This is a genomic window from Actinokineospora inagensis DSM 44258, assembly GCF_000482865.1.
Classification (GTDB): Bacteria; Actinomycetota; Actinomycetes; order Mycobacteriales; family Pseudonocardiaceae; genus Actinokineospora; species Actinokineospora inagensis.
The window spans coordinates 261,583-283,473 of record NZ_KI519517.1 but is presented as its reverse complement, the minus strand read 5'-3'; the positions used below and the strand labels follow the sequence as shown (position 1 = coordinate 283,473).

Annotated in this window: 22 protein-coding genes; 7 read left to right on the top strand and 15 right to left on the bottom strand. The window is 69.6% G+C overall.

Features of this window, described 5'->3' with window-relative positions; genetic code table 11:
- Window positions 1-78: 78 nt before the first annotated feature.
- The 4 genes from H504_RS0129205 to H504_RS0129190 form a co-directional block, all read right to left on the bottom strand.
- Window positions 79-1,158 carry a M20 family metallopeptidase gene (locus H504_RS0129205; RefSeq protein ID WP_026425682.1) on the bottom strand — a complete coding sequence of 360 codons (1,080 nt, stop codon included), beginning with the start codon at window positions 1,156-1,158 and terminating at the stop codon, window positions 79-81.
- Window positions 1,159-1,227: 69 nt separating this feature from the next.
- Window positions 1,228-1,815, bottom strand: a complete 588-nt coding sequence (locus tag H504_RS0129200; RefSeq protein WP_026425681.1) for a dihydrofolate reductase family protein — start codon at window positions 1,813-1,815, stop codon at window positions 1,228-1,230.
- The gene (locus tag H504_RS0129195; RefSeq protein WP_026425680.1) at window positions 1,812-2,276 is read right to left on the bottom strand and encodes an SRPBCC family protein; all 465 of its coding nucleotides are present in this window, start codon (window positions 2,274-2,276) and stop codon (window positions 1,812-1,814) included. The genes H504_RS0129200 and H504_RS0129195 overlap by 4 nt, the downstream gene beginning before the upstream one ends.
- A complete protein-coding gene (locus H504_RS0129190; RefSeq protein WP_026425679.1) occupies window positions 2,273-2,611 on the bottom strand; it encodes an ArsR/SmtB family transcription factor in 339 nt (112 codons plus the stop codon). Before H504_RS0129190 ends, H504_RS0129195 begins: the two co-directional genes overlap by 4 nt.
- A 180-nt stretch (window positions 2,612-2,791) precedes the next feature.
- On the opposite strand from H504_RS0129190, the gene H504_RS0129185 reads away from it, so the two are divergent.
- The 4 genes from H504_RS0129185 to H504_RS0129170 all read left to right on the top strand — a co-directional run bounded on the left by H504_RS0129185 (window position 2,792) and on the right by H504_RS0129170 (window position 6,264).
- Window positions 2,792-3,403 (top strand): M15 family metallopeptidase, encoded by a 612-nt coding sequence (locus H504_RS0129185; RefSeq protein WP_026425678.1) that lies wholly within the window; start codon window positions 2,792-2,794, stop codon window positions 3,401-3,403.
- Window positions 3,400-4,515, top strand: a complete 1,116-nt coding sequence (gene alr / locus H504_RS0129180) for an alanine racemase (protein WP_026425677.1) — start codon at window positions 3,400-3,402, stop codon at window positions 4,513-4,515. Before H504_RS0129185 ends, alr begins: the two co-directional genes overlap by 4 nt.
- Window positions 4,512-5,483, top strand: a complete 972-nt coding sequence (locus H504_RS0129175; protein WP_026425676.1) for a D-alanine--D-alanine ligase family protein — start codon at window positions 4,512-4,514, stop codon at window positions 5,481-5,483. The genes alr and H504_RS0129175 overlap by 4 nt, the downstream gene beginning before the upstream one ends.
- A gap of 226 nt (window positions 5,484-5,709) precedes the next feature.
- A complete protein-coding gene (locus tag H504_RS0129170; protein WP_026425675.1) occupies window positions 5,710-6,264 on the top strand; it encodes an RICIN domain-containing protein in 555 nt (184 codons plus the stop codon).
- A gap of 7 nt (window positions 6,265-6,271) precedes the next feature.
- Here H504_RS0129170 and H504_RS0129165 read toward each other — a convergent pair whose 3' ends face one another.
- From H504_RS0129165 to H504_RS0129150, 4 genes are all read right to left on the bottom strand, one after another.
- A complete protein-coding gene (locus tag H504_RS0129165) occupies window positions 6,272-7,159 on the bottom strand; it encodes an SDR family oxidoreductase (protein WP_026425674.1) in 888 nt (295 codons plus the stop codon).
- Between the two features lie 746 nt (window positions 7,160-7,905).
- Entirely contained in the window at window positions 7,906-8,328 is a 423-nt protein-coding gene (locus tag H504_RS0129160) for a TIGR03667 family PPOX class F420-dependent oxidoreductase (protein WP_026425673.1), read from the bottom strand.
- Between the two features lie 90 nt (window positions 8,329-8,418).
- Complete coding sequence (locus H504_RS37615; RefSeq protein ID WP_157440703.1) at window positions 8,419-9,210, bottom strand: CmcJ/NvfI family oxidoreductase; 792 nt, start codon at window positions 9,208-9,210, stop codon at window positions 8,419-8,421.
- A gap of 159 nt (window positions 9,211-9,369) precedes the next feature.
- Entirely contained in the window at window positions 9,370-10,518 is a 1,149-nt protein-coding gene (locus tag H504_RS0129150; protein WP_026425672.1) for an actin cross-linking domain-containing toxin, read from the bottom strand.
- Window positions 10,519-10,790: 272 nt separating this feature from the next.
- On the opposite strand from H504_RS0129150, the gene H504_RS0129145 reads away from it, so the two are divergent.
- Complete coding sequence (locus tag H504_RS0129145; protein WP_026425671.1) at window positions 10,791-11,603, top strand: S1 family peptidase; 813 nt, start codon at window positions 10,791-10,793, stop codon at window positions 11,601-11,603.
- 79 nt (window positions 11,604-11,682) lie between these two features.
- Here the strand turns inward: H504_RS0129145 and H504_RS0129140 are convergent, their stop codons facing one another.
- The gene (locus H504_RS0129140) at window positions 11,683-12,342 is read right to left on the bottom strand and encodes a papain-like cysteine protease family protein (RefSeq protein WP_026425670.1); all 660 of its coding nucleotides are present in this window, start codon (window positions 12,340-12,342) and stop codon (window positions 11,683-11,685) included.
- 793 nt (window positions 12,343-13,135) lie between these two features.
- On the opposite strand from H504_RS0129140, the gene H504_RS0129135 reads away from it, so the two are divergent.
- Entirely contained in the window at window positions 13,136-13,567 is a 432-nt protein-coding gene (locus H504_RS0129135) for a PPOX class F420-dependent oxidoreductase (RefSeq protein ID WP_026425669.1), read from the top strand.
- A 71-nt stretch (window positions 13,568-13,638) separates the two neighbouring features.
- Here the strand turns inward: H504_RS0129135 and H504_RS0129130 are convergent, their stop codons facing one another.
- From H504_RS0129130 to H504_RS0129105, 6 genes are all read right to left on the bottom strand, one after another.
- Window positions 13,639-14,361 (bottom strand): alpha/beta fold hydrolase, encoded by a 723-nt coding sequence (locus tag H504_RS0129130; RefSeq protein ID WP_026425668.1) that lies wholly within the window; start codon window positions 14,359-14,361, stop codon window positions 13,639-13,641.
- 42 nt (window positions 14,362-14,403) lie between these two features.
- The gene (locus H504_RS0129125; protein WP_026425667.1) at window positions 14,404-14,994 is read right to left on the bottom strand and encodes a TetR/AcrR family transcriptional regulator; all 591 of its coding nucleotides are present in this window, start codon (window positions 14,992-14,994) and stop codon (window positions 14,404-14,406) included.
- A gap of 20 nt (window positions 14,995-15,014) precedes the next feature.
- A complete protein-coding gene (locus H504_RS0129120) occupies window positions 15,015-15,848 on the bottom strand; it encodes an ATP-binding cassette domain-containing protein (protein WP_026425666.1) in 834 nt (277 codons plus the stop codon).
- On the bottom strand, window positions 15,845-17,704 hold the full coding sequence (locus tag H504_RS0129115; RefSeq protein WP_035306622.1) for a dipeptide/oligopeptide/nickel ABC transporter permease/ATP-binding protein: 1,860 nt from the start codon (window positions 17,702-17,704) through the stop codon (window positions 15,845-15,847). Before H504_RS0129115 ends, H504_RS0129120 begins: the two co-directional genes overlap by 4 nt.
- Complete coding sequence (locus H504_RS0129110; RefSeq protein WP_026425664.1) at window positions 17,701-18,642, bottom strand: ABC transporter permease; 942 nt, start codon at window positions 18,640-18,642, stop codon at window positions 17,701-17,703. The genes H504_RS0129115 and H504_RS0129110 overlap by 4 nt, the downstream gene beginning before the upstream one ends.
- Before the next feature lie 70 nt (window positions 18,643-18,712).
- Window positions 18,713-20,257, bottom strand: coding sequence for an ABC transporter substrate-binding protein (locus tag H504_RS0129105; protein WP_026425663.1), 1,545 nt, complete (start codon window positions 20,255-20,257; stop codon window positions 18,713-18,715).
- Window positions 20,258-20,972: 715 nt separating this feature from the next.
- On the opposite strand from H504_RS0129105, the gene H504_RS0129100 reads away from it, so the two are divergent.
- Window positions 20,973-21,695 (top strand): SDR family NAD(P)-dependent oxidoreductase, encoded by a 723-nt coding sequence (locus H504_RS0129100; protein WP_026425662.1) that lies wholly within the window; start codon window positions 20,973-20,975, stop codon window positions 21,693-21,695.
- The last annotated feature ends 196 nt before the right edge of the window (window positions 21,696-21,891 follow it).

The following is a 21,891-nucleotide window of genomic DNA, read 5'->3' as shown; positions in this document are numbered from 1 at the left end:
CTCCACATAGCCGCGTCAGGAATTGTCGAACCACGGTGATCGTTTGTCGACCGTTCCCACCAGCCGGAGCGGTGGAGCTCAGGAGAGGAATGCGCGCAGCGCTCGGTAGTACGGCTCGATGGTGGTCAGGTCGGCGTATTCGTTCGGGCCGTGCTGGCCGTCCCCGGCGATGCCGAAGATCACCGCCGTCATGCCGCGCTGGTGGTAGAAGCGCGCGTCGGCCGCGCCGTGTTTGCGCAGGAAGTCGCCGGTGAAGCCCTGGGCATGGGCGGCCCGCTGGAGCGCGGTGACGTCGGGGTGGTCCGGTGCGGCGTGGTGTGGCGGCTCGACCCGGTCGACCTCGACGGTCACCTTCGGCGGGCACAGGCCGCTGAGGTGGTCGGCGACCTCGGCGGGTGTGCGGTCGGCGAAGTCGCGGTCGTCCGGCGGGTAGCGGATGTCCAGCCACGCCGTCGCGGCGGCGGGTACCTGGTTGACCGCGTTGTCCCCGGTCTCGACCCGGGCGACGTTCACGGTCGTGCGCCAGACCTCCCGCTCCCCCACCGGATACTTGGACAAGATCCCGTCCACCGCGCGCATCAGGGTGAGCACGGCGTTGTCACCCAACCAGGGATACGCACCGTGGGCGCCGGCGCCGTGGGCCCGTACGCGCGCGGTCAGCAGTCCCTTGGACTCGATCACGAGCCGCAGGCCGCTGTGCTCCCCGATGACCGTGAAGTCCGACGTCACGCCGTGGGCCAGTTGGTGGCCGGTGCCGTGGTGACCGCCGACCTCCTCATCGGTCACCAGTTGCAGCGCGACCGGCAGGTGGGCCCCGACCTCGCGGAACACCGTGGCCTGCACCAACGCGGACAGCTTCATGTCCTGGGCCCCACGCGCGTACAACCGGTCACCTTCCCGGCGCGGTCGGAACTGCCCGTCCGCGCCGGGAACCACATCGAGGTGCCCGTTGAGCACCACCCGGAATCGTGCGGGCCGGACCCCGGAGTACAACAGCGCGCTGGGCTTGCCGCCGGACTCGAACCGCTCCACGGTGAACCCTGGCCCCACCCAGTCCAGCACGAACTCCAGCGCCCGCAGCAACTCCGGGCCCCGATCGGCCGTCGACCGGATGGCCAACAATTCCTCGCCCGCGCTCAGGAACTCCGCCAGATCCACCGGTGGTCTCCTCCCCGTCCCCACCATTGTCCCGGCTGCCCGCGCGAGTTGTCCGTCATGCGCGCACGGTCATCGCTCCACTCGGTAGTGGAGGTGGGTGACCCCGGGGGCGGGTACGACCTGGACGAGGGTGAGGGGCACGTGGGCAGGCAGGTCCTGGAAGAGTCGACGGCCCGCGCCGAGGAGGATGGGGACCTGGTGGATGACGATCTCGTCGACCAGCCCCGCGATGAGGGCCGAGGTGAGCACCCCGCCGCCCATCAACGCCACATTGAGGTCACCGGCGGCGGCGCGGCCCGCCGCGACCGCCTCCTCGATGGTGGTGACGAATTGTTGAGGCGCGTCGGGCGGCGCGGGGCGGTGGCTGACGACGATGAGCGGGGCGTTGAGGTGTGGGCTGCCGCCACCCCAACCGTTGGTGTCGTCGTAGCTGGTGCGGCCGGCGACGACCGCGCCGACGCTGGCGGCGAAGGGGTCGACGAAGCGGCGGGTGACCTCGGAGAGGCGGAACTGCGGGACCACGGTGCTCGGGGTGTCGCCGTTCCAGTACCAGTCGTGCAGCACACCCCCGTCGCCGAGACCACGGCCGGGGACGGAGTTCCGGCCGGTGACGAAACCGTCGACGGAGGCGGCCATTGAACACAGGACCTTGCTCATCGGGTCAACACTCCGTCCAAACGCGACATCGAGTCCAGCACGCCGCGTTCCATGCCGCTGGCGATCATCGCGTCCCGGCTCTCGACCGACGGGTACACCGCGTGGGTGTGGACGCGGGTGCGGCCGCCGAGGTCTTCGAAGGTCACGGTTTCCAGGCTGACCTCGGTTGGCCAACCGTCGTACTGGAAGGTCTGCACGATCCGCTCGTTGGCGACCACGGCGTGGAAGACGCCCCGGAAGCCGTGCTCCCCCGAACCGTCGCGGTGGAAGTACCGGTATCTGCCACCTGGTGTCGCGTTGTACTCAACCAGGTCCATCGTCATCCCGGCGGGTCCCAGCCAGTCCGGGACGATCTCCGGGTCGGTCCACGCGCGGAACACCCGCGCCGGGGACGCGTCGAACTCCCGGACGATGTCGATGAACGGCGTCCCAGGTGGGGCGGTGATCGTCGTCTCGTTCATTTCTCCTGCTCCTCCATGTTCTCCAGCACCGCGTCGAGCCTGCGGTGGCGCTGCTCGGCGGCCAGCCGGTAGCGGTCGATCCAACTGGTCAACTCCTCCAACGCGGCCGCGTCCAGGTGACACGGCCGCCGCTGGGCGTCCCGACTGCGGGTGATCAGTCCGGCCACCTCCAACACGTGGATGTGCCGCGACACCGCCTGTTTCGTGATGGCGAACGGCTCGGCCAACTCGTTCACCGTCGCGTCCCCCAGCGACAGGCGCGCGATCATCGCCCGCCGCACCGGGTCGCCCAACGCGGCGAACGCGCGGTCCAGCCGCTCCTCATCAACAGCCATGTTGCTCAACTCGATTCTTTATCAACCGATGTGTTGACTATAGGTACCGGCTCGCCCCGCGTCAAGGGGGCGCTCGGCCGATCGGCCGATGGGTGGGGACGGCGAATCGGCCGTTCGGTTACCGAGGGAGTCCTTCCGGCTGACCCGGGAGTCGGGGCGCCGTTCCTAGCATTTGGCGCCATGGCAATCTTGCTCTCCGACCCGCTGGTGCACGCCGTTCGGCTGCTCGACAACGGCGATCCGTTGGTACCGCTGCCCTTCGCGGCACACGTGTCCGTCCGAACGGGACTGGCGGCGCGGCTGACGCTGGCCCGGTCCGCGCTGCCCGCCGGGGTGGACCTGCGGGTCGTCGAGGGGTACCGGTCCGCGGCGGACCAGCAGGCGATCATCAACGAGTACCGGGGCGAGCTGCGGTCGCTGCACCCGGACGCCGACGAGGTGGAGCTGACCCGCCTCTACAGCCGGTTCGTCGCGCCGATGGCGGTCGCGCCGCACGTCGCGGGGGCGGCCGTCGACCTGACCCTGGTCGACGCGGACGGCGTGGACCTGTGGCTGGGCACCAAGATCGACGACACCCCGGAGCGCAGCGGCGGCGCGTGCTTCTTCCACGCCGACGTGGACGACGAGGCCCGGCGCAACCGGACGCTGCTCGCCCGCGTGCTCGGCGAGGCGGGCCTGGTCAACTACCCGACCGAGTGGTGGCACTGGTCGTACGGCGACCGCTACTGGGCGCTGATGACCGGCGCGCGGCACGCGCTCTACGGTCCGGTCCGGGCCCCGGTGGCGGTGTGAGCGCGCCGACCGCCACCCGCACCTGCGCCACCCTGACCGTCGACCTCGCCGCCATCGCCGAGAACACCCGCCACTTCGTGCGGGTCGGACCGCCCGACGTCCTCGCGGTGGTGAAGGCCGACGGGTTCGGCCACGGCCTCGCCGACGTGGCCAGGACGGCGGTGGCCAACGGCGCGACGTGGCTGGGGGTCACGTCGATCACCGAGGGCGTCGCCGTCCGCGCGGCCGGGCTGACCGAGCCGGTGCTGAGCTGGCTGAACCCGGTGGACGTCGACGTGGCGACCGCGGTCCGGCACCGGATCGACCTGGCCGTGCCGAGCACCCGGCACCTCGCGGCCATCGCCGGGGCGGGCGGTCGGGTCCGCGTCCACCTGCAACTCGACACCGGCCTGGCCCGCGACGGCGCCGCACCCGACGAGTGGCCCGACCTGATGGCCGCCGCGCGGCAGGCGGAGCTCGCCGGGCAGGTGGAGGTCGTGGGGATCATGGGCCACCTGGCGATGTCCGCATACCCGGGTCACTCGGCCGACGAGCACGGCAAACAGGCGCTGTTACGCGGGGTCGCGATGGCCGAACGAGCCGGGTTGCGTCCGTCGCTGCGGCACCTGGCCGCGACCGCCGCGACGCTCACCGACCCCGGCGCGCACCTGGACATGGTCCGGATCGGCGCGGGTCTGGTGGGCATCGACCCGTCCGGCAGCACCCGGTTGCGGCGGGCATTGCGGCTCACCGCACCGGTCGCCCAGGTCCGGCGGGTCGGCGCTGGTGTCGGCGTCGGGTACGGGCACACCAGCGTGACCGGCCGTCCGACCACACTCGCCCTGCTCCCCCTCGGGTACGCCGACGGACTGCCGCGCGCGGCGTCGGGCCGGGCGCAGGTGCTGGTCGCGGGCAGGCGGTGCCCGGTCGTCGGCGTGATCTCGATGGACCAGACCGTGGTGGACGTGGGTGACCTCCCGGTCGAACCGGGTGACGAGGCGGTGGTGTTCGGCCCCGGCGGCCAGCCTGCGGTTGATGAGCCGACGGTCGAAGAGTGGGCGGTGTGGGCGGGGACCATCCCACACGAGATCGTGACCGGCATCGGTCACCGGGTGCGGCGGAGCGTGCGGTGAGGCAACGGATCAGGGTGGCCGTGATCGGCGGCGGGCAGAACGTCGAACACGACGTGTCCCGGGCATCGGCGGCATCGGCTCGGGCTGCGCTCGACCCCGCGAAGTACGAGGCGGTGGCGTTCACCATCGGACGCGACGGCGTGTGGTGCGACGGCGACGGCCGGGCGTTCGGGGTGTCGCCTGCTGGGAGCCTCGCGGGCGCGATGCAGGCACTGTCCACATGCGACATCGTGCTTCCGTTGCTGCACGGGCCGTTGGGCGAGGACGGCGCGATCGCCGCGTTGTGCGAGCTGGCGGGGTTGCCGTACGTGGGTTCGCCGCCGCGTGCGGGGGCGCTGGCGATGGACAAGTGGGCCACCAAGTTGCTGGCCGAAGCGCTTGGGGTTCGCACCGCACCGGGCACACTGGTGACGTCGGCGGACGAAGTGGCGTTCGAGCGACCGGTGGTGGTGAAGCCCGTGGCCGCCGGGTCGAGCTTCGGAGTGCGACTGGTGCGGTCGGAGGCGGAGCTGCGGCCCGCGATCCTGGCCGCGTTGGAGCACGACGACCGGGCGCTGGTGGAGCACCTGGTGATCGGACGGGAGATCGACATCGCCGTCCTCGACGATCCCCAGGGTGGGCCGCGGACCGGGCCGCCATTGGAGATCATTGTCCACAATGGCCTGTTCGACACGGTGGCCAAGTACAGCGGCGGGGCGAAGTTCGTGGTGCCCGCGCCGCTGTCGGACCACGAGTCGGCGCTGCTGACAACCGCCGCACTTCGCGTGTACCGCGCCCTCGGCTGCCGCGGCGTCGCCCGGGTGGATTTCTTCCTGACCGAGTCGGGCCCAATCCTCAACGAGGTCAACACCATGCCGGGGATGACGGAGGCGTCCCAGCTCCCCAAGATCTTCGCGGCGGCCGGGCTGTCCTATCCGGACCTGCTGGACCACCTGCTCCAAGCGGCCACGCGGATCGTCTCGACCTGACCAAAACCGGCCACCTCAGCACAAAGCGGTGATTGGACCTATTCCCCCGCCTGCCACGTGACGATCTTGACACGCAACGGGATCCTCCAGGATTCTGACTGGGCTCGTCGACGGACCGGACCTCCGCTCGGCGGTGACCACGCTCAGCCCACGGCAAGAGTTTCCCCCATATCAGCGGGAAAACGCCTGCCCTGGTCCCGGTAAACAGGACAGCGGAGGAGTGGGAATGCTCATCGCGACCCGACGTGGACGTGGTCTCGCCCGGCTCGGCGCGGCTTTGGCCGTGGCACTGGGCCTGACCACGATCATCGCCACGGCACCGGCGGACGCCACGGTCACCGGCGTCATCCCCAACGGCACCTACCGGTGGGGCAACACCAACAGCGGGCTCTGCCTGGCCTGGGCCCCCAACCAGCGGGGCGCGAACCGGCAGGAGAACTGCTCCCCCAACGGCGACCCCACCATCTACTGGTACGCGACGAACACCGGCGGCAACAACTACGAACTCGTCAGCGAGGCCAACGGCCAGTGCCTGTCCATCTGGAGCGGCAACACCTCCGACGGCGCCCCCGTCGGCATCTACGACTGCAACGGCACGGCCGACGAGATCTTCACCCTGATCCCCTCCACCTCACCCGCGTTCCCCGGCGCCTACAAGTTCCAGAACGTCCACACCGGCAAATGCGTCGCCGTCGGCGGTGGCCGCACCAACCCCGGCGCCTGGATCATCCAATGGACGTGCAACGACAGCGGCGAATTCATGTGGCGGCCTTACAACTGACCCCGTTCTAGAAGTAATTCGGAAGGTCTTCCAGCAGGGTTGGGCCGGTGGGTGACCAACCGAGGAGGGCGCGGGTCGTGTCGGCCGTGGCGGTCATGTCGAGGGCGAAGAAGCGGCCGAGCCAACCGAAGTGGGCGGCGGCGTCGTCCTCGGCGACGGAGACGACCGGCAGACCCAAACCCTGACCGATCCCCTCGGCGATGGCGCGCGTCGGGACACCGGACTCGGCGGCCGCGTGCAGGATCGTGCCCGCGGGGGCTTCCTTGTCGATCGCCAAGCGGACGAGTCGGGCGGCGTCGGTGCGGTGCACAGCGGACCAGCGGTTGGCGCCGTCACCGACGTAACCCGAACTCGACCGCGAACGGGCGGCGGCCACCAGGACGGCGACGAAACCGTGGTCGCCCGCCCCGTGCACGGTGGGCGCGAAACGGGCGATGATCGTGTTCACACCCTTGTCGGCGTACTCCAGGGCCAGGTTCTCGCTGCCGCCGCGCGGCGATTCCGGGCCGTGGAACGGAGATCGGTCCGCTTCTGTTGCCACTCCACCGGGCGACAGCAGCCCCAGGCCCGAGGCGACCACGAACGGGCGGTGGGAGCCTTCGAGCGTGTCGCCGATGACCTGGACGGCATCGCGTTCGGCGCGGTCGCTGACCTCCGGGTGGACGAAGTCGTGCTTGTTGGCCAGGTGGACGACGGCGTCAGCGGCCGCGCTGCCCGCCCGGATTCCGTCCAGGTCGTCGAGGTCTCCCGGGTGGGCGCGGGCCCCCTTGGCCCGCAGCGCGGCGGCGGAGGCGTCCGAGCGGGCGAGACCGGTGACCTCGTGCCCGGCGTCAAGCAACTGGTCGACGACGGCCGAGCCAATCCACCCGGTGGCGCCGGTGACGAACACGCGCATGTCAGTTCTCCTTCAAGGTCGACACTCCCTGGCTACGCCGCGCCCGCCACGACCGCAACACGACAAGGACCAGCCCGAGACGACCGCGGCGATGACGATCCGGCACCTGTACGACCGTGTGCCTGGCCTCCGATGGCAACGCGGCGCCGAACCGGTCAGCACCGTGCCCATGACTGCCCCCCTGAGCGCACTGCCGAACTCGCGGGGTCGACGCCCAAGTCGCCCCCTTGCGATTGGTGGGCACCGCGTGCGACTTCCAAGCGGGCCAACCATTCCCGACCTCGACGCCCCGTCCCCGCCAACCGCAGTGGCAGCGCGACGTCCTCGGGACCGACTGTCCGATCTGGAAGACGTGGCTCGCGTGTTGGCCGGCACCGCTGCCGCCCCGATCCCGGATGTAGGGCTTGAGTTGTCCACAACCTTCCCGGTTGCCCACAGCCAACAGCACCACCCCCTGTCGATCTCGCCCAACCGGTAGACTGGCCTCGGGGACGCCCCCCGGGAAGGGTGGGGGCCGCCCGGAGGCGGGTTGGTGCCAGCGGAAGTTCGAGTAGGTGTGGTTGTCGATGTTGTTGTGGTGGGTGCGGTCGCCGGTGGTGAGGGCTGGGACTCGGTGAGGGCTGGGTGGTAGCCGTCCGATTCGGCAAGTGCACAACCGCGGTCGGTGCCATCGCCGGGGCGAGCGGTGCCGCCGATGGTGACCGTGGAGCGCGGCGTGGGACGGACACGGTGCTTCTTGAGGGGGCTCAGGCGCCGCGGGCTCGGGTTGGGGTGAAGTGGAGGGGGATGGTGAAGCGTGCGGCGAAGTTGGTGGGGGTGCCGAAGAGGCGTTCGATTGACTCGGCGTACTTGGCGACGTAGTCGGGGTGTTGGTCGGCGGGTGGGGCTTCCGGGGCCTCGGTGAGGGTGCCGGTGAGGACGGCGAAGTCGTGGCCGACGGTGTCGGCGAGGAGGAGGGCGGTGTTCGGGTTGGTCCGCAGCCGGGCCAGTCGCTTGGCGGACGGCATGCTGTAGATGAGGGCGGTGGCGCCGTCCCACCAGAACCACACCGGGGTGGGTTGGGGCGTCCCGGCCTGGTCGACCGAGGTCAACCAGCCGGCGATGTCCGTCGCCAGCCGCCGCGCTATCCGGGCGCCGAACTCGCTGTCGAGGTCCAGCAACTCCGCCATGCCACGCTCCCCTGCTTGATCAGTCGGCCAACCAGCGCAACGCGCTGTGCGCCGCGCGTGTTCCCGACCGGACCAACTCCCGTGTGGACATCACCGCCGGAACGCGCACATCCAGCGGACCTCGATGCTGCGGCGCAGCGGGGTGTCCGGCGGGGCCGGGGTGTCGATCGCCGAGTGCAGGCAGGTCGGGGTGCGGGCCGGGCGGGTTTCCAGTTGTTTGAAGACAATCAGCTCGTCCGGGGTGAGGTCCGGGAAGTAGTGGAAGCGGTGCGCCGGGTTGTGCAGCGGCACGGTCTCCAGGTTCGGGGTGGCGCCGCCGTCGTAGCTGTAGGGGTGGTAGTCGGCGGCGGCGACGGTGCGCGCGTCGATGAGGGCGAGCGGGTTGCGGGTCGCCGGGTGGTCGACCGGCTGCCACGTGTTGTACCAGGCGAACTCCCAGTCGTCGGCCGGGTCGAGGCGCAGGTCGAGCTCGTCGACGCGGTCCCAGGAATAGCCGACGGGGTCGGTGAGCGGTTTGTCACCGTGCAGGAATCCGGCGTAGCCCGCGTCGAAATCTGCCGGATGACCCCATCGGATGAAGTGGTGGGTCACTATCGCGTGGTCGGCCCCGGTGAGTTCACCAACCAGCGCGGCGACCTCCGGGAAATACGTGCGGGTGACGGCCGCCGGGTCGCGGAAATCGGTGACGGCCGTGCGGTGCGGGACGCGCTGGAAGCCGGTGGTCTCCACATCGCAGTCCGTCGCGTGGGCGTCGTGCACGTCCACCGTGTGCGCGACCGTGTGGGCGGCCAGGTCGGCCCACCCGGCGATGATCGGCACCTTGTCCACATCCCGCCAACTCGGTGCCAGGTACCGGACCGTCGTTGTCACATGGCCGTTCATCGCGAACCCCCCCGTGGTCGGCGAATGGCGGCGGCTCTCCCCCGCCGTCCATTCCTCTGTACGGGAAGTCCGCGCACGGCCGCAACCGACAATCATCGGTGCCTTCGCGCGGGAAAAGGCGGATGTTGCCGATTGACGGCCGGGCGAACGCGCGGCAGATCAGTCGTCGGAGTCGGAATCGTCCGAGTCCGAGTCCTCCTGGTACGGGGGTTTCAGGCTGACCCGGAGGATGTTGACCGTGTCCGAGGGGTCGATGTTCACCTTGGTGGGCTTGTCGCCCGCGAATCCGACGCTCTCGCCCTCCAGCACGACGAAGGCGTGCTTGAAGGTCACCGGGATCGAGGAGCGGAACTCGAACAGCGTGCCGGGGAGTTCGACCTCGGTGAACACCGGCGGTGTCGGGGCGTGGCCCGCGAGGTCGAGTCCCTGCACGATGTGCCAGACGGCGGCGGTCCAGATCGCCTGGTCGGTGACCTCGTTGGGGCGGGCCACCAGGGTGGGCTTGAGGAGCTTCTGGTCGCCGATCGACAACAGGTCGAACGCGCGCCACGGCGCCGTCCTCGGCAGGACCCCCCACTTGTTCTTGACGTGCGAGTCGTAGAGGTTGCCCGTGAAACCCTTGAGCTCCTTGAGGTTGTGCACCGCCAAGGAGTACGAGGAGGTCAGGTCGGTGAGCTTGAGCAGCACGGACCGCAGGTAGTAGAAGACCGCGCGGGCGCGGTTCTCGTCGGCCCACTCACCGGTGATCTTGTCGAACTCCACCGACCACTCGCGGTACCAGCCCGCCGCCCGCACCAGTTCGGCGCCCGACTCGTCGGTGCCGAGGTGCGCGAACGGCAGGCCGTAGGTCGCGTGCTTGCTGCTGCGGGTGACACCGCTCGACGACGAGTCCTTGTACACCACGTGGTCGGAGTTGTGGACGACCACCTCGAACTCGCCGAGGTCCCCGGTGGTGAACGAGCAGTCGTCCTTGCTCAGCACGAACTGGCCGATGGCGTTCAGCACCTCCTTGACGGCGTTGGTGCGCCGCGACCACCCGCCATCGTCGGAGACCTCGGTCGGACTGGTCTTGAGCTCCAGCGTGTAGCCGCGGTAGCCCTCCGGCGCGTCCCCACCACCGCCGATGTCCGTCGTGACCTGCACCAGCAGTTCGCCGTCCTTGACCACCTCGGCGAGCAACGACCCGCCGTTCGCCTTCTTGCCCACCCGCACCCCGAGGAACTCCTGCTCGGTCCCCACCGACGGCCCGGCGAACTTCGTGCGGTAGCTGAGCGGGGTCAACGACGGGGATTCGTACACGGTGGACACTCCGGGGCTCGACGCAAGATCAACACTGGCGGCATCGTCCGCCGGGCGGCGAACATTCGGGGCCACCGGCCTTGATCACTCGAATGGACCAGTGGGTGGTAGCCGGCCGGTCGAACGTGGACTTCGCGCGCACCCCTCGTCACGACCGCGCCCGATTCTTCTGCGGGCAGCCGGTTTGCCGGGTTTCGTTGCCACCCGATCGGGGGTGGTGAGTGAACGGCGCGCGGATGAGTCTGTCCGGTGGCAAACCCTGCTATCGGAAGGACCTTTCGATGATGAAGCGAGTGGTGGGCGTGCTCACCGCCGCGTTGGCCGGAGCGGTGTTAACCGCCAGCCCGGCCCCCGCGGACACCGCCGTGGCCGCCGCCAACTTCTCGGCGATCGTCGCGCTCGACAACTGTTCCGGCTCGGTGGTCCGTCCCCCCGCCGCCAAGGACAGCGATCCGGCGCTGGTGATGGCCAACGGGCACTGCGTGAAGCTGATGGGCGCGAACGAGGTGATCGTCAACCAGGCGTCGAGCCGGACGTTCACCCTGCTCGGCCCCAGCGGCAACTCGCTGGGCACGCTGCGCGCGACGAAGCTGGCCTACGCCACGATGAAGAACACCGACGTGTCGTTCTACCAGGTCGGCAGCACCTACGCGCAGATCCAGTCGCGGTACCAGACCCGCGCGCTGGAGCTGTCCACCACGCACCCGACCCAGGGTGCGAACATCTCGGTCGTGTCCGGGTACTGGAAGCGGATCTACAACTGCAACGTCGACGGATTCGCCTACCAGGTCAAGGAGAGCAACTGGACCTGGACCGACTCGGTCCGCTACACCGCGCCGTGCAACGTCATCGGCGGCACCTCCGGGTCGCCGGTCATCGACAACAGCAGCGGCAAGGTCGTGGCGATCAACAACACCATCAACGAGGACGGGCAGCGCTGCACGCTGAACAACCCGTGCGAGGTATCGCAGACCGGACAGGTCACCGTGCACGCCAACATCGGCTACGCCCAGGAGACCTACAACATCCCGGCCTGCATCACCACCGGCAACCAGTTCACCCTGACCGCACCGGGTTGCACGCTGCCCAGGTAGGCACCTGAGGGCCACAAGCCCGACCACTGCGACGGCCGGACGTGCGCGCGACCCCGCACACGTCCGGCCGTTGCGCGGCTCAGCCCTTGGTGATGTTCACGATCGTGTCGCCCCACTGGAACTGGGCGTTGCTCAGGTACCGGTTGTACGCCCAGGTCTGATACCGCTGGTACGACGGCCACGGGTCGCCGAGCAGGATCGTCTTGTTCGCCTGGTCGTAGCCGTAGATGACCTCGGCGTGCCCGCCGCCGGAGGTCCAGTAGATGCCGGTCAGGCTGGGGCTCCCGGCGTCGATCTGGCCCACGATGGTGGCGTAGCTGACGGTGCCACCCGCGTCCTGGGCCTGGAAGCCGGTGCCCTGGAACCCGCGGACGATCTCCGGGATCTCCGCGCCCTCGTTCGGGCAGTACCCCGGCTGCGCGCCTTTGCCCGCCGCGCAGAACGTCCGCTGGGTGGCGGTGCCGCCCAACGAGCGCTCGATGCTGGCGCCGGTCGCGGCCCAGCACCAGTTGTCCTGCTGCTGCACCTGCTGGGTGTAGGTCAGCTTCTTCGCCACCATCGGCGCGGTCATCGCGGCGCGCGTTGGCACGATCTCCTTGACGACACCGATGTGGTCACCGGTCTTGATCAGCCCGTTCGGCAGCGACGAGTCAGCCACCGCCGGGCTCACCACACACACCATTGCCAACGCCACGGTGGGCACGGCAAGCACCCCGCGCCGCAGAATCTGTCGATCCACGAGATTTCTCCTTGTGGGATAAGGACTTGAACACATCCGACCGGGTCCGGCGGCCTACCAGCCCACCGTCGCGCGCAACCGCCGCCCCGACAACACCTGACCATCGCCACCACGCCTGCCGTGATCGTTCACCAGCGCCCCGAGCGGATCACACCGCGCACCCGGGACGTTCCCGGTCGGCAACGGCCCGGCCGTGAACGGTTCCGACGGAAAGCGGTGAACGTCCACACTCGACACAGCGGCGTGCTGCCGGGACCGTTGGCGCCGGTCGTCGCCAGCCGGGGGCACCCGGCACCTCGTGCTGCGCAGTGTCGCCAACCCGATCCAGGCGGAGCAGGCCGAGGACTGGCTGAACCGGGAGGCCGACGCCCTGACGCTGCTCGTCGGGACCGACGTCCTGGCCCCCGGGCTGGTCGCCGTCGACCCTACCGCCGCCCAGTGCGAGTACCCATCGCTGTTGATGACCCACGTGGCGGGCCGCTCGGTCCTCGACGTCTCCTTGACGGTGGGCACGGTGAGCAGCCACGCCGCAGAATCTGTCGATCCACGAGATTTCTCCTTGTGGGATAAGGACTTGAACACATCCGACCGGGTCCGGCGGCCTACCGAACCACCGTCGCGCGCATCCGGTGTGCCCACAACGCCCGGCCATCACCACCACGCAGGCTGTGATCGTTCACCCGTCTCCGGGGCACGGCGCGCAGGTCAAGCCGCAACATTCGCGGCTGACGGGGTCGTTTCGGTGAACGCTCCCACCGGGAATAGGCACGACCGGTGGTTGCTTGGCACCGACATGACCACAACGACGTTCGACCCCCGCGCGCTGCTCGCGGAAAGCAACCTCGGCGTGCTCGCCACCATCAAGGCGGACGGCAGACCGCAACTGTCACCGGTGCAGCCGTTCTACGACACCACAGCCGGACTCGTCTACGTCTCGATGACCGAGGGCCGGGCCAAGACGGCCAACCTCCGGCGAGACCCGCGCGCCACCCTGGAGGTCACCGCCGCCAACGGCCGGTCCTGGGCCACCGCCGAGGGCGTGGCCACGCTGACCGGCCCTGGCGACGATCCACACGGACCCGAGGTGCAGGCCCTGGTCGACTACTACCGACTGGCGGCGGGCGAACACCCGGACTGGGACGAGTACCGCGCGGTCATGGTCGCCGACCGGCGCGTCCTCATGGTCATGACGGTCGACCACGTCTACGGGCAACGGATCGGCTGATCAGGACAGTCCACAAACGACGAAGACGGCGCGGTGCAGGTCTGCACCGCGCCGTCTGGAGTTCCGGAAGATCAGACCCCCAGGAAGCCGAACACCGCGGACCGCAGGTCGTCGCCCGCGAGGGCGCCGACGTGGTCGCCGGGGACGCGTTGCAGCTCTGCGCCGGGGACGCGGGTGACCAGGCTGTCGATGCCCTGGGACATCGGGTCCTGATCGCCTGCCAGGAACAGGGTTGGGACCTCGGGGGCGCGGCCTGCCGGGTCGAACGGTTCGCGGGCGAGGCCCTCGACCAGGCGCAGCAGCGAGTCGGAGTCCTGGCCTGCCACCATGTTCGCGATAAAGCCGGTGATCATGTCGGTGGGCGGGGGTCCACCTTGGACGGCGGCGCGGGCGGCGGCGAGGTCGACGACGGCGAAGGGCTCCATCGGGCTGAGGCCGCCGAGGACCAGTTTGCGGACCTTGAGCGCGCCGGTGGCGGCCAGGTCCCAGGCGATCCGGGCGCCCAGCGAGTAGCCAACGAGGTCGACCTCCTCGGTGCCGATCTCCTCGGCGAGGCGGCGCAGCAACTCGGTGGTGGTGACCTCGTCGGCCGACGCGACGGCGGGGGCGCCCGCGTGGCCGGGCAGGTGCACGGCGATCGTCTCGCGGCCCGCGGCGGCCAGTGGGGCGGCCCAGCGGTCGGCGGGCCAGTCGATGGCGGCGCTGGTGGCGAAACCGTGGATGAGCACGACCGGCGGGCCGGACACGGCGGCGTCCGGCCGGGTCAGGGTGGTCAGCGCGGGAGAGCTGTTCATTCTACGAGCGTAGACATTACCTGGACGCCGGTCCAGCCCGGATCAGCCGGAAACGCGCGCCATCAGCTCATCGATGTACGCGGTGTACCGGTCCACCAGTGCCCCGACCGGGTGCATCAGGCTGGTCACGTTCGCCCCGATGGTGACCGAGATGATCTCGTCGGCGAGCACGCCGACGGCGGGGCCGTCGGCGTCCTCACCGCAGTCCCAGGCCGCGGCGATGCGGCGGGTCAGCTCGGCCCGCCACAGCGTCAGCAACTGCCGGTACTGGGTCGCCAGGTCGGCGTTGGCCACGGAATGGCCCCACAGCACCAGCAGCACCCTGGCCGAGGTGATCCGCTCCGCGTCCAGCGGCATCGCCGCCTCGACGAAACCGTGCAGCGAGTCGACCGGGCCGAGGTCCTGGTCCAGTTCGGACATCCGCTGCGCGGTCTCCTCCAGGACGCTCTCGAAGGTGGCCGCGATGATGCCGTCCTTGCCCGCGAAGTAGTGCTTGAGCGCGCCGTTGGCGAAACCGGCGGCGGTGACGATGCTGCGCATCGTCGCCGCCTCGAAACCCCCTTCGGCGATCAGCCTCTTGGCGACCTCGACGATTTCCCGGCGCCGCTGGTCGTGATCGATGACCTTCGGCATGGTGCCTCCCCGACCCCGGACTAGGCCGAGTCGCGCAGGCCGAGCCAGGCGGCCCGGCGCTCGGCCTGGCGCGCCGGGTCGGCGACCGGGGCGGCCAGCAGCAGCCGCCTGGTGTACGGGTGGTCGGGTTCCTCGGTGACCGCCCTGGTGTGCCCGGACTCGACGATCTCACCCTGGTACATCACCGACGTGCGGTGGCAGACCCGGCGGACCACGCCCAGGTCGTGCGAGATGAACAGGTACGCGACCCCGGTCTCGCGCTGCAGGTCGATGAACAGGTCCAGGATGGTCGCCTGGGTGGTCAGGTCCAGCGCGCTGACCGGCTCGTCGCAGACGATGAGCCGGGGCCGCCGGACCAGGGCCCGCGCGATGGCGATGCGCTGGCGCTGGCCGCCGGAGAACTCGCTGGGGTAGCGGTGCACGGCGTCGCCGGGCAGCCGGACCCGGTCGAGCATCTCGGCGACCACCGCGCGCGCCTGCTTCTTCGACGTGCCGGTGACTTCCAGCGGCTCGGCCAGGATCTCCTCGACCGTCATGGTGGGGTCGAGCGAGCCGTACGGGTCCTGGAAGACGACCTGGATGTCGTTGGCCAGCTTCCGGCGGGCGGTGCCCTTCGCGTGGGTGATGTCCTGCCCGTCGAAGGTGACCTTCCCGGACTCGACCGGGGCCAGGCCCAGCAGGGCCCGTCCCAGTGTCGACTTGCCCGAGCCGCTCTCCCCCACCAGGCCGACGCACTCACCGGCGCCGACGGTGATGGACACGCCCTTGAGCGCGCGGAACCGGACCCCGCGGGCCAGCCGGTAGTCCACCACCAGGTCGTCGACCCGCAGCAGTGGCGAGGTGTCCCCGCTCATCGTGCGCCGTCCTCTCCGGCCGCGTGCGCGGCGCTGCGGCCCTCGGCGGCGGACGAGCCGTTGGCCGCCCACGCCTCGTCCAGTTCGTGCCGTCCGTCGGCGTCGTCGAGGGACGCGCTGATCAGCTCGGCGGTGTACGGGTCCTCCGGCGAGCGGAAGATCCGCTCCACCGCGCCGGTCTCGACGATCCGGCCGTCCTTCATCACCACGACCCGGTCGCAGATGTCGGCGACCACGCCGAAGTTGTGCGTCACGATCATCAGCGCCATGCCGTACTCCCGCTGCAGCTCGCGCAGCAGTTCGAGCACCTCGGCCTGCACGGTGACGTCCAGCGCCGTGGTGGGCTCGTCGGCGATGAGCAGCGACGGCCGCCCGGACACCGCGCCCGCGATGAGCACGCGCTGCGCCATGCCGCCGGAGATCTGGTGCGGGTACGAGCGCAGTACCCGGTCGGGGTCGGTGATGCCCACCCGGACCAGGACTTCGCGGGCACGCTTGCGGGCGTCGGCCTTGGACATGCCGTGCACCCGGCGCAGCGGCTCGACGAGCTGCCGCTCCACCGTGTAGCACGGGTCGAGGTTGGACAGCGGCTCCTGCGGCACGTAGGCGATCTCCCGGCCGAGCAGCGCGGTGCGGTCCTTGGCGGAGAGCCGGGAGACCTCCTTGCCGCCGATCCAGATGCCGTCGGCGACCGCGGTGCCGCCCGAGGGCAGCAGGTCGAGCACGGCGAAGCTGGTCTGCGTCTTGCCCGAGCCGGACTCGCCGACGATGCCGAGCACCTCACCCGGGGCGGCGTCCAGCGAGACCCCGCGCACGACCTCCTTGAGGCCCGCCTTGGTGGCGTAGCCGACCCGCAGGTTGTCCACCCGCAGGGCGCAGTTCTCGATCTGGTGGGCGTGCATGCCGCTGGGCTCGCGGGCGGGCAGGTCGGACGCGGCGGGCGGCGTGGCCATCCACTGCCTGGCCTTGGCCCGCAGCCGCGGCGTCGGCTGCTCGGCGCGGACGCTGATCAGGTCGGCCAGCGTCGAGCCCATCAGCGCCAGCGCGGCGACGGTGACGCCGAGGATGATCGACGGCCAGAGCAGCAGGATCGGGTAGCTCAGGATGTTGCGGAACCCGTCGTTCATCATCTGGCCCCAGCTCGGCGTGCTCGCCGAGCCGATGCCGAGGAACTGCAGGCCCGCCTGCATGCCGATGGCGATGCCCGCGGTCAGCGCCGTCTGCACCACCAGCGGCGGGTAGACCGCGCGCATCATGTGCGTGCGCAGGATGCGCGCGTTGGTCATGCCGGAGACCCTGGCGGCGTCGATGTAGGGCTCGCGGCGCACGGACATCGCCCGCGCCCGGCTGATCCGGTAGTAGCCAGGGGCGAGGAAGACGCCGAGGGCGATCATCAGGACCGGGAAGGACTGGCCGGAGCCCGCCGCGACGACCAGCAGCACGATCATGGCCGGGACGGACTGCAGCGCGTCGCTGATCCAGGTCAGGATCCGGTCCAGGGTGCCGCCGAAGTACCCGGCGGACACGCCCGCGGGCACCCCGATCACCAGGCCCGCGACGCAGGTGATCAGCGCGCCCCACAGCGTGGTCTTGGCGCCGTAGAGCAGCCGCGAGTAGAGGTCGCGGCCCGCGCTGTCGCCGCCGAGGACGTGACCGTTGCCCGGCCGGGCGTAGACCAGGTTGAAGTCGACGTGGTTCGGGTCGAACTTCGCCAGCAGCGGGGCGAAGACGGCCAGGAACACCACGATCAGGAACAGGAAGAGGGCGATCACGCCCATCGGCCTGCGCAGGAAGCGCCGCAGCAGCGACACCCGTTTGACGGGTGCGAGCGCGGTCGGGAACGGGGCTGCGGTCATCGCTCGCGCACCTTCGGGTTGACCCACCCGAGCACGAGATCGAGCAGGAAGTTGATGACGACGACGAACGCCACCGTGATGGCGGTGACGCCCAGCAGCGACGGCATGTCGCCGATCTGCGACGCCGACTGGGTCAGCGTGCCGATACCGGGCAGGGTGAACACGGTCTCCACGACGACCGCGCCGCCGAGCAGGCCGACGAACATCAGGGCCAGCACGGTGAGGGCGGCGGGCGAGGCGTTGCGCAGCACGTGCATGGTGACCCGGCGCTTGGACAGGCCGCGAGCGCGCAGGGTGCGCACGAAGTCCTGGTTGGCGACCTCGATGAAGCCGTTGCGCAACTGCTCGGCGATCAGCACGATCGCGCCGAGGGCCAGCGAGATCGACGGCAACGTGATCGACCGGAACCACCCGCCCAGGTCCTTGTCCGGCGAGGTGTACCCGATCACCGGGAACCAGTGCAGGTTGACCGCGAACAGGATGACCAACTGGATGCTGACCCAGAAACCGGGCAGCGCGAACAGCACGACCGAGGCGACCTTCAGCACGCGGTCGAGGACGCCGCCGGGGCGCAGGCCGCAGATGATGCCGATCAGCACGCCGAAGACGGCCGCGAGCAGCAGCGCCACGATGACCACCGAAAGGGTGACCGGGATGCGCAGCGCGAGTGTGTCACCGACCGGCTGGAAGCTGCGCCAGGACTTGCCGAAGTCGCCGGTGGCCGCGTGCGAGAGCCAGTTCCAGAACTGCACCAGCAGCGGGTCGTCGTAGCCGATCTTGGCGCGCAGCGCGGCCGACTGGGCCGGGGTGGCGCTGTTGCCGAGCAGGCCCTGGGTGGGGTCGCCGATGGCCAGGTGGGCCAGGAAGAACGTGCCGCTCGTGACCACCAGGAGCAGCACGATCCCGGAGAGCAGGCGTTTGGCGATGAAGGAAAGCATGTAACCGCTCCTCACCGGCGGGCCCGCCCGTCCGCTGTGGACGGACGGACCCACCGGAGCACCGGGCGCGTCAGCCGCGCTGGATGAACTTCAACGTCGGGAACATCATGCCGGTGATGGGCGTGACCTTGATGCCCTTGACACTGAAGTAGGTGTTGTCGGCCTGGTACCAGACGTCCCACCAGGCGAGGTCGACCAGCTTCGCGTTGAGCTGCTTGAGCAGGTCGGTCTGCGCCTGGCCCGGCTCGGCGTTCTGCACCTGGTCGACGAGGGCCTTGACCTCGGGGAAGGCGTCCACGGCCGGGTTCGGGTTGTACCACTGCTTCGAGGTGACCTGGTCGGTCAGCGTCGCCATGTCGTCGCTGTCCATCGCGATGACGGCGAGGAACATCGGGTAGGTCGGCGCGTTCTTCTGGTAGTCGGGCATGGCCATGTCGACCCACTCGACCTTGACGCCCAGGTCGCCGAAGGTCTGGTTCGCGGCGGGCTGCCAGGCCTGGAAGATCGGCGACATCGGCATCTTCACCGAGAAGCCGTTCGCGTAGCCCGCGTCGGCGAGCAACTGCTTGGCCTTGGCCATGTCGGTCTTGTACTTGTCGTTCTGCGACGCGTCGTACACCGGGCTGTCCACCGGCCACAACTGGGTGGTCGCGGTGCCGGAGCCGTTGCCGACCGCCTTGAGGATGCCCGCTGCGTCGAAGGCCAGCGCGATGGCCTGGCGGACCTTCTGCTCACCGAGCGCCTTGACCTGCGCGCCGGTGCGGTCGGCGAACTGCACGCCGACCCAGGACGCGGCCTTGGACGCGGTGTTCCAGTTGTTGTCCTTGGCCTTCTGGTTGTTCGCCGCGTTGCCGAACTGCATGTTCAACTGACCGGACAGCATCGCGTTGAAGCTCGCGGTCTGGTCGGTGATCGGGAACAGCGTGACGTTGGTGAACGGGTAGGTCGCCGAGTCCCAGTGCTTGTCCTTCTTGTGGAACACGTACTGGCCCTGCGGCTGCGAGGCACCCTTGTCGTAGGTGTACGGGCCGGAACCGGCCGGGCCGTCGGCCAGCGAGTTCGCGGTGATCGCCTTGGGCGAGGCCATCCAACTGCGGCCGAGGCCCATGAAGTACAGCAGCGCGTCGTCCCGCTTGGACAGGTGCGCCTCGACGGTGGTGGCGTCCTTGGCGGCGAAGCTCGACACGTTCAGGTAAGCCTGGCTGGAGCGGACCCCGGACTTCAGGTGCTCCAGGTTCGCCACGGCGGCGGCCGAGTCGAACTTGGTGCCGTCGTCGAAGGTGACGTCGTCACGCAGGTGGAAGGTCAGGGTGAGCCGGTCGGTGGACCAGTCCCAGGACTTCGCCAGCGCCGGGGCGGGCTTGGCGGAGTTGTCCAGCGACACCAGCGGGTCGTAGACCGCGGACAGGTACGGGCCGTCGAAGCCGATGTCGGCGTTGGCCGGGTCCCAGGACGTCACGTCCAGGAACACGCCTGCCTTGAGGTCGGTGATGTCGCTGCCGCCGGAGGAGCCTCCGCTGCCGCCGCTGCTGCTGTCGCCTGCGCTGGTGCATCCGGCGAGCGCGGTAGCCACTGCGGCTATCGCGACCAGTGCCGATGTCCGTGTCCTCGTCATCGAGTCCTTCTTCTCTCTGGTGATGGACTGCCGGTGGGGGTCACGCACCGCTGTCGCGGGCTGGTCCTCGCCTGAGCATCTAGATCAAGAGGTGAGACCTGGCTCACCGTGGTGCGGGATAGTCTACGTTCGTCGGCAAAAAAATCAACGGGGGACTGACCAGCAGTTTCCCCGGAAGTTACTGACCATCCACCCGGCTGTCGGTCGGAAAATCCTGCGCGGGTAGCCACTTTCGGGCTAACCCGGGAACGGGAGCGGGATGACCGATAACCGCGGAGGGTAGTGGTCAGGACCGCCTGGACCGGTACAGCGCGCCGCTCACATCGCGGCGTGCAATACGTCACATGGGTCCGGTCCGCGATCCACCGAAGATCATCCGGCGGGTCGGGGCCCGGCTCCGTGGGGTACGCCATGGCAGAGCACCGTAGCGGCATGGCGACCTTGCGCCGGGACTGTGTCGCGCCTTGGCCGACAACGCGATCCCCCGCGGCGGTTCGAGTCCGATCCGTGTCCGGACCGTGTCTTCTCCTTGCTCAAGTCTCCAGGTGTGGAACCGAGCGACCCTCATCGACCACGCCGTGGGCCGACCAGTCCCCGCCGAGTGCGCCCCCGGCCACGCACCACCTCGACCGGGGTGTTCCCCTTGTGGCGACCGGGGTTTATTTTCTACGCTTGTATACTGACCCGATTCCCGGGCCGTCGAGAGGAACCGACGATGACCTCTGCCCGCACCGTTGTGGTGACCGGGGGCGCAGGCGGCATTGGCCGCGCGATCGCCACCGCGTTCACCGAACTGGGTGACACCGTTGTCCTCACGGACGTCCAAGGCGCACAGGACGCGGCCGCCGCGCTCGGCGTGCGCGGGCTGACGCTGGACATCACCGATGAGAGCTCGATCAACCAGGCCCTTGACGACATCGGCCAGGTCGATGTGCTCGTCAACAACGCGGGCCTGCTCACCGTGCACGGCAGGCTGCTCGACCTGCCCGCCGCGGACATGCTGCGCATCCTGCAGACCAACGTGAACGGCACCTTCCTGATGACCCAGCAGGTCACCCGCCGGATGGTCGACCAGGGCACCCGCGGTGTCGTGGTGAACCTGTCCTCCATCGGCGGCCGCCAGCCCACCCCGGGCATGGGCGCCTACGAGAGCAGCAAGGCCGCCGTGGACGCGCTGACCAGGTGGTCGGCCATCGAACTCGCCGAGCACGGCATCCGGGTCAACGCGGTGGCCCCCGGCCCGGTGCTGACGCCGATGCTGGCGATGGGCATGCCGGAAGGTTCACCCGCTCGTGAAGCCTGGACGAGCCGCATCCCGTTGCGGCAGTTGGCCCCGGTCGAGCAGGTGGCCGCCGCCGTGGTGTTCCTGGCGAGCGACCAGGCCACGCACATCACCGGCGTCAGCCTCCCCGTCGACGGCGGACAACTGCTGGTCTGAGGTCTGGTTTGGTTATCCGATTGTGATACCGGGGTCGCGGTGGTTCGACATCTGTCGAACCACCCGATCTCGCCAGAACCCCGGGGTCGGGCGGAGAATCATCCGATGACCCGCCCGCGGCACCCGGTTGGCCCGGCCCACTCCAGTCCACTGTGGTCGGTCCGCCGTCCAGATGAAAATCAACAGTCGTAGACTA